At 44.8% G+C, this 12,467-nt stretch carries 13 protein-coding genes; 4 read left to right on the plus strand and 9 right to left on the minus strand.

All coding sequences use genetic code 11. The features are described 5' to 3' along the window. Positions 1 to 727 (minus strand): RNA-guided endonuclease InsQ/TnpB family protein (locus J502_RS14905; protein WP_034684893.1); only part of this gene is annotated, 727 nt, incomplete at its 3' end. 20 nt (positions 728 to 747) lie between these two features. On the opposite strand from J502_RS14905, the gene tnpA reads away from it, so the two are divergent. Continuing rightward, positions 748 to 1,161: an IS200/IS605 family transposase gene (gene tnpA, locus J502_RS14910; RefSeq protein WP_034684895.1), complete on the plus strand. Its 414-nt coding sequence runs from the start codon at positions 748 to 750 to the stop codon at positions 1,159 to 1,161. Between the two features lie 141 nt (positions 1,162 to 1,302). Here tnpA and murJ read toward each other — a convergent pair whose 3' ends face one another. Both murJ and ampD read right to left on the minus strand, forming a co-directional pair. Further along, positions 1,303 to 2,844 (minus strand): murein biosynthesis integral membrane protein MurJ, encoded by a 1,542-nt coding sequence (gene murJ, locus J502_RS14915; RefSeq protein WP_034684898.1) that lies wholly within the window; start codon positions 2,842 to 2,844, stop codon positions 1,303 to 1,305. A 69-nt stretch (positions 2,845 to 2,913) separates the two neighbouring features. Next, positions 2,914 to 3,492: a 1,6-anhydro-N-acetylmuramyl-L-alanine amidase AmpD gene (gene ampD, locus J502_RS14920; protein WP_034684901.1), complete on the minus strand. Its 579-nt coding sequence runs from the start codon at positions 3,490 to 3,492 to the stop codon at positions 2,914 to 2,916. Between the two features lie 145 nt (positions 3,493 to 3,637). Here ampD and nadC point away from each other — a divergent pair, with 145 nt between their 5' ends. Further along, positions 3,638 to 4,483 carry a carboxylating nicotinate-nucleotide diphosphorylase gene (nadC, locus tag J502_RS14925; RefSeq protein WP_034684903.1) on the plus strand — a complete coding sequence of 282 codons (846 nt, stop codon included), beginning with the start codon at positions 3,638 to 3,640 and terminating at the stop codon, positions 4,481 to 4,483. Between the two features lie 8 nt (positions 4,484 to 4,491). On the opposite strand, the gene J502_RS17015 is transcribed toward nadC, so the two are convergent. From J502_RS17015 to J502_RS14945, 5 genes are all read right to left on the minus strand, one after another. After that, complete coding sequence (locus tag J502_RS17015; protein WP_171072028.1) at positions 4,492 to 4,635, minus strand: ABZJ_00068 family colistin stress protein; 144 nt, start codon at positions 4,633 to 4,635, stop codon at positions 4,492 to 4,494. Between the two features lie 355 nt (positions 4,636 to 4,990). Next, on the minus strand, positions 4,991 to 7,153 hold the full coding sequence (locus tag J502_RS14930; RefSeq protein WP_034684905.1) for a phosphocholine-specific phospholipase C: 2,163 nt from the start codon (positions 7,151 to 7,153) through the stop codon (positions 4,991 to 4,993). Positions 7,154 to 7,437: 284 nt separating this feature from the next. Then, a complete protein-coding gene (gene rph, locus J502_RS14935) occupies positions 7,438 to 8,154 on the minus strand; it encodes a ribonuclease PH (RefSeq protein ID WP_005017425.1) in 717 nt (238 codons plus the stop codon). A gap of 69 nt (positions 8,155 to 8,223) precedes the next feature. Further along, positions 8,224 to 9,396, minus strand: coding sequence for a fatty acid desaturase family protein (locus J502_RS14940; protein WP_034684907.1), 1,173 nt, complete (start codon positions 9,394 to 9,396; stop codon positions 8,224 to 8,226). 32 nt (positions 9,397 to 9,428) lie between these two features. Further along, a complete protein-coding gene (locus J502_RS14945) occupies positions 9,429 to 10,448 on the minus strand; it encodes a flavin reductase family protein (RefSeq protein WP_034684909.1) in 1,020 nt (339 codons plus the stop codon). A gap of 173 nt (positions 10,449 to 10,621) precedes the next feature. On the opposite strand from J502_RS14945, the gene J502_RS14950 reads away from it, so the two are divergent. Then, complete coding sequence (locus J502_RS14950; protein ID WP_026444179.1) at positions 10,622 to 11,257, plus strand: TetR family transcriptional regulator; 636 nt, start codon at positions 10,622 to 10,624, stop codon at positions 11,255 to 11,257. 136 nt (positions 11,258 to 11,393) lie between these two features. Next, entirely contained in the window at positions 11,394 to 12,029 is a 636-nt protein-coding gene (locus J502_RS14955; protein WP_005017430.1) for a TetR/AcrR family transcriptional regulator, read from the plus strand. 37 nt (positions 12,030 to 12,066) lie between these two features. Here the strand turns inward: J502_RS14955 and J502_RS14960 are convergent. After that, positions 12,067 to 12,467, minus strand: a 401-nt coding sequence (locus J502_RS14960; RefSeq protein WP_034684910.1) for an RNA-guided endonuclease InsQ/TnpB family protein, incomplete at its 5' end; no start/stop codon positions are given.

Here is a 12,467-nt window from a genome sequence, read left to right on the forward strand (position 1 = left end):
TCGCTGCATGTTCATTCACCAGTTTATGGCTGAATTGATGCAACATATTTTGTCGTATATTTTTGATTTTGGCATGTATCGCTTTGACACGTTTCTTATTTTTTGCACGTTGTGCAATACCAAATCTTTGTTCGTATTGGCGATAAATTTGAGGGGCTTTGAGTTTTACCCCATTTGAACAGGTCGCTAAATCTTTTAAGCCTAAATCTATGCCTATTGATGTTTTTGTATTGGTCTTTACTTGTTGAACATTTTCAACCACTAGACACACATACCAGCGTCTACGACTGTCTTCTACAAACGAGCCTGTTTTGACATTGTATTCACTTAGTCCGTAGCTGTCCCATAGTTTGAATTGGTGCTTGCCATATTGAATATAGCCATCAGCATATTTGATTGCTACTTTCTTGAAGGGTATCCAACCTAACGAACGCCTAGCCGATTTCTTATTACTAACACGCCATTTTAGTTTTGCTTTCTTGAATTGCTTGCGTCTTATGACTAATTCTTCTGTGACAGCCTGAATAGTTTGGCTATGCAGATTACATTCTTTAGATGCGCCTTTAGTATATTTTGCAACGTCATAAGCTGAGAAGAATTTTCCTGTTCTTTGTAGGTGCTTGAAACACAAATCATTGACGTAATTCCAGACAAAGTTTACCTCTAATGTTAGTTGGTCTAACTCCTTGCAATGTTTGTCTTTTATGCGTAGTTTAAGTGTCTTCATCACTAAAATATATTTGGTCTATGAATAATAGTCAAGAGATTAGAATAGGTCGCCATTGTGTTTTTAATATGCACGTTCATTTAGTCTTTGTGGCTAAATATCGTAGCGATGTTTTTACCAAAGCTATGCTTGAAACAATGCGCGATGTGTTTGAGCGTGTTTGCCTTGATTTTGAAGCAGAATTAGTAGAATTTGACGGTGAAGATGACCATGCCTATTTACTTGTAAATTATCCACCTAAAGTTGCTATTTCTAGCTTGGTCAATAGTTTAAAGGGCGCATCAAGTCGTATTTTACGCACTAAACACCCCGAAATTAAAAACAAACTATGGGGTAATGCCTTATGGTCGCCCAGTTATTTTGCAGCCAGCTGTGGTGGTGCTCCAATTTCAATCATTAAACAATATATTAAGAGCCAGCAAACACCTCATTAGTAATCCTAGCTAACCCCTACAAGGGGGACTAGCGGATTGCAGCCTTATATTACCGCCCTGAAGGGTGAGGTTTTACGGCTATCCTGATAAAAAACCGCCTATATAGAGGCGGTTTCTTATTTATATCGTAGTAAAACTGGCTTAATGCTTGAGCTGACGAGGATGAAAACCGCTGAGCAGCAAACCAATAGCATAAGCTAGAACTCCGACTATACACAGTCCTGCCACTTCAGCCACACGCAACCACTGTGAAAGCTCGCCGTTATACCACTGTAAGCCAAACCATAAGGCAGTTGCCATTACAGTGTTGGCGACCACAAATTGTATAAACAGTTTTTTCCAGTGACTACCGAAGCGGAAAATATTACGCTTATGCAGGTAATAGTAAAGCAGACCGGCATTGGCAAGTGCAGAACCTGAAGAGGCCAATGCCAGCGCCATATGCTCTGCATGCCAGTTGATCAGTTTAAAAAATCCAATAAAGACTATATTCAATATAGCATTGGTTGCAACTGCAATCAGGCCAACACGAACTGGAGTCTTGGTATCCTGCTGGGCATAGAAGCCAGGTGCAAAGACTTTAATCAGCATAAAGGCAATTACTCCCGCACTCATACATTGCAGTGCCAGTGCTGTCATTCGGGTATCTTCCCAAGTAAACTCTCCACGCTCAAATAACGCCTGAATGATCGGTGTAGAGAGCATAAACAGTGCAATACTGGCTGGAATACCAACCAGCATGATTACGCGGGCTGCCCAGTCCAGCATGCCACGGAATTTGGTCTGATCCTGCTCGGCATGACGGGCTGAAAGTGAAGGCAGGATCACCGTACCAATCGCAACACCAATTAGACCCAGCGGCAATTCAGTCATCCGTTCGGCACTATATAGCCATGAGACCGAACCATCCTGCATAAAGGAGGCCCAAATGGTGTTCAGTAACAGATTAATCTGGGTAACTGACACCCCGAACAGTGCTGGCAGCATCAGTTTAAGAATACGTTCTACCCCTTCATGCTTGAAATCCACTTTAGGTGGAATCAGCAGTTTTTTACGCCACAGTTCCGGTATCTGAATCGCCAGTTGTAGAATACCAGCGACAACCACAGCCCAGCCCAATGCCATGATTGGCTCAGCCATATACGGCGTCAGCCACCAAGCCCCAGCAATCATCGCGACATTAAGAAGTACGGGTGAAAAAGCTGGTGTACTAAAAGAACCATAGCTGTTCAAAATACTACTGGCAAAAGCCGTCAGTGACATAAACATCAGGTAAGGGATAGTCAGGCGGAACATGTCAACTGCCAAATCAAACTTGGCCGGGTCATCGTGAAACCCTGGTGCATAGATATATAGAATAGCCGGTGCTGCTACCATCGCGATAAAGGTTAATAGCGTCATGACCGTCAGCAGGCAGCCAAAAACCCGGCTAATCAGAATCTGGACTTCAGCATGAGTACGACTGGTTTTATATTCAGTTAAAACTGGAATAAAGGCCTGCGAGAATGCACCTTCAGCAAACAGACGCCTGAAAAAGTTAGGGATACGAAAGGCCACCACAAAGGTATCGAAATCCTTGCCAGCACCAAATACATTAAGCAGGACCACATCACGTACCAGTCCCAGTACCCGTGACAGCATGGTCATTGCACTTACAATAAAGGTCGATCGCCACAGCGCCATGTATCCACCCAAGCCAAAAAGAAAGACGTTATTGTAATGAAAGTGCAGTAAAATTGCGTTGTAAAATCATCAATAAGATGACTGCTTTTTCTGCTTTAATAATTCCCTGAAATGTGCCCAGTCAAAATGGGGCCCTGGATCGGTTTTTCGTCTCGGCGCAATATCGCTGTGGCCGGCAATATGCTGGCCAATTTTAGGGTAAGCCTGTTGCAAGACAATCGTCACTTCAGCCAGCACCTGATATTGAATCTCGCAAAACTCAGTATCATCACTGCCCTCAAGTTCAACCCCGATAGAATAATCATTACACTCTACCCTGCCCAGATAGCTGGAGCGACCCGCGTGCCAGGCACGATCATTGAAATTGACAAACTGCAGGACTTCACCGCTACGCAGGATCAAAAGATGGGTGGAAACCTGCATACCGCGAATGGTCTGGAAATAAGGATGGGCATTCCAGTCAAGCTGGTTCTGAAAAAACTGTTCAATATAGCCCCCCCCAAATTGTGACGGCGGCAGGCTAATGTTATGCACGACAATCAGCTGGATTTCACATGGCTCAGGACGCTGGTTAAAATTGGGAGAGCTGATCTGTCTGGCCCCTATTAATTTTCCGTTAATTACCTGAAATGTGGGAGCTGTATGCATAAATTTATCCGTTTAGAAAATCTGTAGGTGTGCCTGAACCGGTGATCTGGACGCTAAAAAGCAGGATGAAAAACTGTCTCTTTCCAGTGGGACAATGCTAATATATCGCACAATTTTTACGGGTACATCACGATACGGAAATTATATGAGCATTCCTGCCTCTTTGCTTGAACAGTCGATTCAGATCAATATCCAGCAGGCCCTGCAGGAAGATATCGGTACGGGTGACATCACGGCTTTATTGACGCCTGAAGATGAACAGGCAACTGCAACTATTATCAGTCGGGAAGATATGATACTGGCAGGACAACCTTGGGTGAATAGCCTGATTCAGACTTATGACCCTAAGATAGAAGTGAGCTGGCTAAAAAATGATGGTGAGCGGGTACAGGCGAATGAGGCTTTTCTAAAACTGGCTGGCTCTGCACGCAGTCTGCTCACTGTGGAACGCCCTGCCCTAAACTTTATTCAGACTTTATCAGCTGTTGCAACCAAGGTAGCCGACTATGTTCAGCGACTTAACGGGCTGAATACCAAGCTTCTTGATACTCGCAAGACTCTGCCTGGGCTACGTATTGCCCAGAAATATGCAGTTGCAGTGGGTGGTGGACAAAATCACCGTTTGGGCCTGTTTGATGCTTTCCTGATTAAGGAAAATCATATTATGGCAGCCGGCGGGATTGCCCAAGCCATTGCTAAAGCCCATGACATTGCACCTGGTAAACCAGTTGAAGTTGAAGTTGAAACCTGGGATGAACTTAATCAGGCCTTAAACGCTGGTGCAGATATTGTCATGCTGGATAATTTTAGCACTCAGCAAATGCAGGATGCGGTTCAACATGTAGCGGGACGCTGCAAACTGGAAGCTTCAGGTAATATCACACTGGAAAATCTGCGAGAAGTTGCCTCAACAGGCGTAGATTATATTTCGATGGGTGCCCTGACCAAAGATATAAAAGCTGTTGATTTATCAATGCGTTTTAATGGCTAATACAGCCATTAATTAACAGTTTCCTCACTCTGGTCGGCAGTTTCGGCTGTCTGCCAGGCTGATTCAGCCGCATTTTTTTCTTGGGAGCGTGGATCACAGGCCATTAATGCGAATGTAATAAAAGAAATTAAAATAATAAACAGTTTCAGCAAAAGTATAGTTCCTTATAGGTTAGGTCATAATGAAAATGTATAAAACACATTAACTTATTCAGATAGACTGCGACGCAGGTTTAAGCTTTCCTATGTATTTTATTGGTTATATTTTGTAGAGGTGGATAAATTGCTGCATCGCCTTGAGTTAAGAAGGCTAATTTATATCATATATGGGGTTAAAATTATAAATTTCAATAGATTATACTTTTTATTTTAGACTCTTTAGATACTCTTTTATATCATCTGTTCTTTTGAACTCTCTGGTTAGAGCCAAAAAGGAAGAGTGTGCTCAAAGCAGGAAAAGTACTGGCTATAACCGGTTTAAATAAACATTATAGCCAGCCAGTTAAGATTAAATCGAATAACCCATAAATGGATCAGAGTAAGAATCTTTTCCTGTTTCAATCCGTCCGGCAAAGCGGCGTTTGAATTCGGGCTCATTTTCTAGACTGACTGTAAAATCATCCCAGCCGTACCATTCACTCATATCCAGTAACAGCTCGGTTTCCGCCGTGCGGGTTTCTATGTGCCAGGACTTGTTTAAATAGGCATTGGCCTGAATCACCAGCTTTGCTGTTTTCTGACCGTCACTTCTGAGTTTTAGATATATTTTTGGTTCACACTCTTCTACACCTATCCGAATTTCAGGCAGACTTTCACTATAAAGTTTGCTGTGAAGATTCCCCTGAAAACTCCGGTGAAAACCATTTGGTCCCAGTACCCACAAGTCATATCTGCCGTCATGTACAGACCAGATATCGTCTAGCTGTTTCCCTGCTTCTACCATATAACGTCGCGGAATAGCTTCCAGATCAAGCTTGTTATAAACATGAAAAACTGCTGCCTGCTCGCCGGTATTGGAAAAAATTAGCTGAACCTGCTGTCGGGCCAGTTCGACCTTGGCGCTACAGTGCAAAACATAGGGTAAGGCACGTGACAGGCGTATACCAGTCTGCTGTAGTGGCATGTTCTGGTTTTTCGGTACAGCCAGCTGTGGCAATAAAGCCTGCCTTAGACGGATTGCATCTGCTTCCTGTCTCGATTTCTGCCCAGGCAGCTCAGGTAGAATGTCCAGATTAGGAGTTTTAAAATTAAAGGCGGAGGTCAAGTCACCACAGACTGCGCGGCGGTAAGGGCTAATATTGGGTTCCTGTACTCCAAAGCGCTGTTCCAGAAAACGTAAAATAGAGGTATGGTCAAAAACCTGTGAGTTTACCCAGCCACCACAGCTCCAAGGTGAAAGGATATACAATGGCACACGTACGCCTGGACCATATACCCGGCCATCCGGCTTGGGTTGTGATTTGGAACCTGCCACCGCAGGATGATTGAAATATTCATAAGAAAGCTGCTGCTCGGTTAAGGTTGTTTTGCCGTGTAACTGGCCAGCCTGATCTTTTGAGGGCGCACTCGGCGATGGTATATGGTCAAAGAAGCCATCATTTTCATCAAAATTGACCAATAATACGGTCTGGCTCCAGATGTGCGGATTTTCTGTGAGGGCATTTAAAACTTCTTGGATATACCACGCACCTTGTACCGGGCTGGAAGGCTCGGGATGTTCACTATAAGTTGCGGGCGCTACTATCCAGCTCACCTGTGGTAACTGACCCTGCTGGATATCTTCTTTAAAACTGCCGAGAAACCCGCCATCTGGCATGGTATTGGCAATACCTTTATAAAGCGGCTGATTGGCATCAATTCTGGCATCGTATGCCGGACTTTTCAGGTCACTGTGACTGACGGGCTGACCAGACTGCTCATTGGCGCGGCGATACTGTTTAAAACCAGCTAAAGGATTATCTGTAAAGTTGTCTGACATGTTCTGGTAGACCTTCCAGCTGACGCCCGCCTGCTGTAGACGTTCAGGATATGTACTCCATTCATAGCCTTCACTTGAAGGCCCCAGTCCATCAAATTCATTTACCACGCTGGCTACGCCTGCTCCAGTTGGGCCATTGGTACCAGTCCAGATAAATTTGCGGTTCGGATTGGTTCCTGCATGCATGGCACAGTGATAGGCATCACAGATGGTAAAAGCATCTGCCAAGGCAAACTGATATTCCAGTTCCTGTTTTTTATAATACCCCATGGATTGGGGCTGCTTGTGCTTGACCCAGTCTCCCATACGGCCATGGTCCCAGGCTGCTTGTCCATCTGACCAGGAATGTGGTGTACCACTGACCCGCTGGGCATTACCTTTCGTATTGTCAAGATGATAAGGCAGAATTTTGTTCTGCTGGGCATCATACTGCTCCCAGACTGAACGGCCCTCTTTCAAGGGAATGGTAAAACGGTCCCCGAAACCACGAACTCCTTTTAAAGTACCAAAATAATTGTCAAAGGAGCGGTTTTCCTGCGTCAGGATAACTACATGTTTGATGTCCTGCAGCGTACCTGTCTCTACTTTGGCATCGATTGCCAGAGCTTTTTGAATACTGAGCGGAAAACTGGCCAGAGCGGCGGTGCCAAACAAGGTTTTACTGGTGGTTAATAAGAATTCACAACAGTCCATTTTAAGTCCTGCTGTTTGTCCAGAGATTAAGGGGCACAGTGCATTTTGCATCCAGAGGGAGAAGGCACTAATGTGCCGGAGTCGGCCTCATCTTCATTACAGGCACTGAGCAGCAGGCTGCCGGTTATGATTAAAACTAAAAATAATTTATGCATTGTCCATTACCCAATAAAGAAGTAAGGACTAGAAATACTGAAAACCGATGACGTTTACGTTATATTTTGATGTCGTTTCCATGAAATAAAAAACGCATCCGAAGATGCGTTTTGAATAGAACATGCAGCTTACCAGCCCAGCGCTTCCTGCTGTTTCTTGATCAGCTCGCTAATTCCCTGTTCTGCCAGCTCCAGCATGGCATTGCATTGGGCACGGGTAAATGGCTTATCTTCTGCAGTCCCCTGAATCTCAATAAATTCACCTGCCTGAGTCATTACCACATTCAGGTCAGTTTGGCAGTTTGAATCTTCTTCATAACACAGGTCCAGTAATACCTCATCCTGATACATGCCGACAGAAATAGCCGCAACTAGCCCTTTTAAGGGATCATGTTTGATTTTTTTGCGCTCAAGCAACACATTCATGGCATCTACCAGTGCAACAGCTGCTCCAGTAATGGCTGCTGTACGCGTACCGCCATCAGCCTGGATCACGTCACAGTCGATAGTAATAGTATTTTCACCCAGTTTTTTCAGATCGACCATTGCACGCAGGCTACGGCCAATCAGGCGCTGGATTTCCTGGGTACGGCCACTCTGCTTGCCGCGTGCCGCTTCACGGTCACTGCGAGTATGGGTGGAGCGCGGTAACATGCCGTATTCAGCAGTTACCCAGCCCTGACCCTGACCTTTTAAAAAGCGAGGTACAGAATTATCGATACTGGCTGTACACAATACTTTGGTATGACCAAACTCAACCAATACTGAGCCTTCGGCATAACGTGTGTAGTTGCGGGTGATTTTGACATCACGTAATTGGTTTAGGGCACGCTGGTCAATACGCATAATCCATCCTATAGCTGGCTCAAAATTGATTGCGCGCTATTATAGCAGATGCATCTCTTTCCCGTGCAGCTACAAATTGTGCTCATTCAAAAAGCGGTTCTTCAGTAAGATAAATGCTTCCTTCCAGCGGCCTGATTTGACCTTTTGCAGACTACCTTCCGGTAAAGAGCATTTCGCCAGCCGGACCCATACGCTCGCAAACTGCTGTATAAAACTCGCTTCATTACAGTGAATGCCATATTCTGCACACAGAGCCTTAATTTTCGGCGCCACCTCGGCATAGCGGTTAGCCGGCATATCCGGAAACAGGTGGTGTTCAATCTGGTGACTCAGGTTACCGCTCAGAATATGCAGCCCTTCCGTGCCACTGAAATTACTTGAACCACGAATCTGGCGTAAATACCACTCTGCCCGGCTTTCATTTTCAGTATTGTCTGGCTCGAAGGTTTCAGCATCTTCAGTAAAATGGCCATTAAAAATTACCGCGGAGGCCCATAGGCTCCGAATTATATTGGCCACCGCATTTCCGGCAAAAACTGGTAAGGCATTCGGTCCGGCGATTAATGGAAAGAAGATATAGTCTTTAAGTACTTGACGGCGGACTTTCAGGCGCAGTTTTGCTGCATCTTGCCAGACCTGTTTCCAGGTTTTGGTTTTATAGACCAGTACATCTTCCAGATGCAGGTTCTGTACACCCACATACCACTCAAAAAACACCATAAGCTGGATTGCCAGTGGAATATTAAATAGAAAGCGCGGCTCCCATTTCTGTGATTCACTGACCCGAAGCAATCCATAACCGACATCATGATCCTTACCGACAATATTGGTATAGGTATGGTGCACATAATTATGGGTATATTTCCAGTCATCTCCCGTCGAGATGGTGTCCCAGTCATAATTTGCCCCATTCAGGCTCGGGTCATTCAGCCAGTCAAACTGGCCATGCATCACGTTATGACCCAGTTCCATATTTTCAACAATTTTGGAAATACCCAGCAAGGTGGTTCCAGCCAGCCAGACTGGTGGGATCCAGCCGGCAAACATCAGCATGCCACGTGAAGCAATTTCACTATAACGGACGAAGTTGCGGATTTTATAGATATACGCCGCATCCTTTTCGCCAAGACTATCCATAACTTCACGGCGAATTGCATCTACTTGTTCACCAAATTGCTGGATTTCTTCAGGTGTTAAATGGCGGGATTTAGAATTTAGTGGATACTGTACGGACATGTTCATGGGTGCTCTCCAATATTTTTAATTTTTTGATTCTAGAGATTAATCTCAAGCGGACTGACTGCCTGACTGATACAAAGCTTGATCTGAACATTGTTACCATGGTCAATTTCACCGGTCAGCAGATTTCTGGTTGAGCCACTGACCTTGGTACAGGTGCAGGTATTACAGATTCCCATACGGCAACCGTGCGCAGGTCTTAAACCGGCCTGTTCTGCACTGTCCAGCAGATTACCTTTGGCCTCAAATGCCTGCTGTGAACGCACGAACCTGACTGGCTGGGCTTCTAGGGTCTCATCCATGACTGGCTGGAAATATTCCTGATGTAACCAGTCCTCTGCCTGTGCCCTATGATAAATATACTGTACCGCCTGCATCATGCCTGGCGTACCACAAGCATAGCTGTGAGTATGGGTAAAATGTGGCACAATAGCTTTGAGTAAAGCCAGGTCCAGATGCTGTTTCTGCTGGGTAGTATTGACAAAATGATAGTTGAGCTGCGGATAGGCCTCTGCTAATTGCTGGATTTCATTATGCAGGACTGTATCACGGCTAAAATACAGCAGATCGATCTGTCTAACCTTTTGTGTCATGGCTTGCTGTAACAGAGCATAAATAGCTGTAATTCCGCTTCCGGAAGCAATCAGTAAAGCAGGCTCCTGACCAGCATGCAGACAGAACTCACCCTGTGGCTGCGATATTTCAATTACCTCGCCTTTTTTCAGCTGTGACATGGCCCGGGAAACCCGTCCCTGCACCTTAATCCCTAATATCAGCGTACCGGCATCTATAGCGATAATCGAATAACTACGCTGTAAACGTACACCTTCTACTACAACTGTGACCAGAACCGACTGCCCGGCACGATACTGTTGTGTATTAAACCGGTGGCTGGGTCTCAGTTTGATCCGGTACATGTCGGCGGCCAGAGGATAGACACTAATGACTTGTGCCTTGATCCGTTTTAAGGCCAACATCGGGTCAACCTTTTCCAGAAGAAAGTCTACAAAATCTTCACGTATCCATTGTGGCTTGTATTGCATTTGTGCGGTCATCGGTGTTCCTCTTTATGCTAGCTATTTAGTGAGTGAACAAACGTTCTTTAAGTGTACAATTGTTCACTATACGCTTTTCCATTCTTCAGTCAACACCTGTACACTGATATTCGTCGTTTAAAAGTAGCTATTTTTTGCTAGACTCTTGCACAAAGTAATTTTGGGTTAGCATGATGTCGATACGTGATGAACGAAAGCAGCAGAGTCGTCAGGCCTTACTGGATGCGGCATTGCGCCTGAGTACTTCTGGTCGTTCATTTAGCAGTATCAGCCTGCGTGAAGTTGCACGTGAGGTTGGTTTAGTGCCAACTGCCTTCTATCGGCATTTTCAGGATATGGACCATTTAGGTCAGGAGCTGCTTGATCAGGTCGCGCTGCATTTAAAAACAGTGTTACATCAGCTGGGTCTGGCTTATCTGTCACAGCTCGGCAGTAAATCACAGAATACCTTACAACTCTTTTTTCAGGCAGTTGACCAGAATCCTGAACCCTGGATTTTTATGATTTCTGAACGTTGGGGCGGTTCCAAGGTCGTTCGCCAGGCAATTGGCCGTGAAATTGAATTTCTAATTGATGATCTGGTCAATGACCTGCGCCGGATTGAAAGCCTGAAGCATATTCAGGATGAAAATGACCTTAAGGTACTTTCTACTATTCTTACCAATCTCTCTTTTACCTGGGCCATGACCTGGATCAGTCTGTCACGCCAGAATAGTGGACTGGCCTTGAAGGAACAGCAGGAGCAGTTTATGCAGCAGGCTGCGACCGAATTACGATTTATGTTCCGTGGCGTATCTAACTGGACATAGTGCCAAGCACCAATTTTTAACAAAAAAATTACTATCACCCGGCTTTTGGCTTTCTGTTATCTCAACAAATAGTTTAATTTTACAGTAAGGTAAGTACTGCTACAGTATAGCCATCGGCAAGGAACGGAAAACAGGCATGAATCCAGAGCGCCATAAACAATTTTTATTACGTAAAGAACGCATTCTTCAGGCAGCAGAGAAGCTACTACTGGAAAATAATCAGGAAATTACACTGGATGAACTGGTTGCAGAGCTAGATATTGCCAAAGGTACACTGTACAAGCATTTTAAAAGTAAAAATGAGTTATTACTGGAACTGGTGATCCAGAATGAAAGACAACTGCTGGAAATTTCCCGTGCACCTTATCGTAACTTTAGAGAATATGCTCCTGCCTATATGCTGCATCACCTGCTTGCGCCTGGCCGTACCATTTTACTGCACCAGCTTGAAGAGCATCTGACCATGACTGCATCCGGTCTGAATACACTCTTTGAAGAGCTGTATCAGGTACGGCAGGAACGGATTCTGGCCATTCGTGAAGTCACCGAACAATATTTAAAATCATTAAACTATGATATGTCGATCCGTGACTATCTGTCTTATATCTGGTCCCTGACTTATGGTGCAGCCCTGTTACTTAATTCTAGCTACTATCAGCGTTCTATCGGTTCACGTAAAAAATTGATTCAGCTTTATATCAATCAGGCACTTTCTTTACCAAGCCAACCGATTAATCTGGATGCTTTCGAGCTGGACAGCGAATTACTTTAAGTACAGTTTAAATACTATCTTTGACATCCTCCCTAACCTAAAGGACAGGGATTCCTCCTACGAGACGCTCATGTCCGAGCGCAAGAATGTTGAGTGCTGAGTTTATATCTCTATCGTGGAATGTACCGCATTCCACACACTGCCATTCTCTTATTCCAAGCCCTGCTCTACCTTTCGGACTACTGGAGCGTGAACCACAGCACGAACAAGTCTGGGTGGTATATGCCTCGTTGACTTCTTCATACCATACTCCTGCGTTCTCGCATTTATACTTGAGCATGGATCGAAGTGTTGTCCAACCTGCATCTAGCACAGACTTGGCTAGTTTGGTCTGTGCCAATGCTTTGGCATTGACATTGCCAACGAAGATCGCTGCATGTTCATTCACCAGTTTATGGCTGAATTGATGCAACATATTTTGTCGTATATTTTTGATTT

The sequence above is a fragment of the Acinetobacter sp. 1294596 genome (assembly GCF_000582925.1).
Lineage (GTDB): Bacteria > Pseudomonadota > Gammaproteobacteria > Pseudomonadales > Moraxellaceae > Acinetobacter > Acinetobacter radioresistens.

Excerpts from the sequence above, each read along its gene's own strand:
- tnpA (WP_034684895.1), top strand. The coding sequence starts at position 748 with ATGAATAATAGTCAAGAGATTAGAATAGGTCGCCATTGTGTTTTTAAT.
- murJ (WP_034684898.1), bottom strand. The coding sequence starts at position 2,844 with ATGGCGCTGTGGCGATCGACCTTTATTGTAAGTGCAATGACCATGCTG.
- ampD (WP_034684901.1), bottom strand. The coding sequence starts at position 3,492 with ATGCATACAGCTCCCACATTTCAGGTAATTAACGGAAAATTAATAGGG.
- nadC (WP_034684903.1), top strand. The coding sequence starts at position 3,638 with ATGAGCATTCCTGCCTCTTTGCTTGAACAGTCGATTCAGATCAATATC.
- J502_RS14930 (WP_034684905.1), bottom strand. The coding sequence starts at position 7,153 with ATGGACTGTTGTGAATTCTTATTAACCACCAGTAAAACCTTGTTTGGC.
- rph (WP_005017425.1), bottom strand. The coding sequence starts at position 8,154 with ATGCGTATTGACCAGCGTGCCCTAAACCAATTACGTGATGTCAAAATC.
- J502_RS14940 (WP_034684907.1), bottom strand. The coding sequence starts at position 9,396 with ATGAACATGTCCGTACAGTATCCACTAAATTCTAAATCCCGCCATTTA.
- J502_RS14945 (WP_034684909.1), bottom strand. The coding sequence starts at position 10,448 with ATGACCGCACAAATGCAATACAAGCCACAATGGATACGTGAAGATTTT.
- J502_RS14950 (WP_026444179.1), top strand. The coding sequence starts at position 10,622 with ATGTCGATACGTGATGAACGAAAGCAGCAGAGTCGTCAGGCCTTACTG.
- J502_RS14955 (WP_005017430.1), top strand. The coding sequence starts at position 11,394 with ATGAATCCAGAGCGCCATAAACAATTTTTATTACGTAAAGAACGCATT.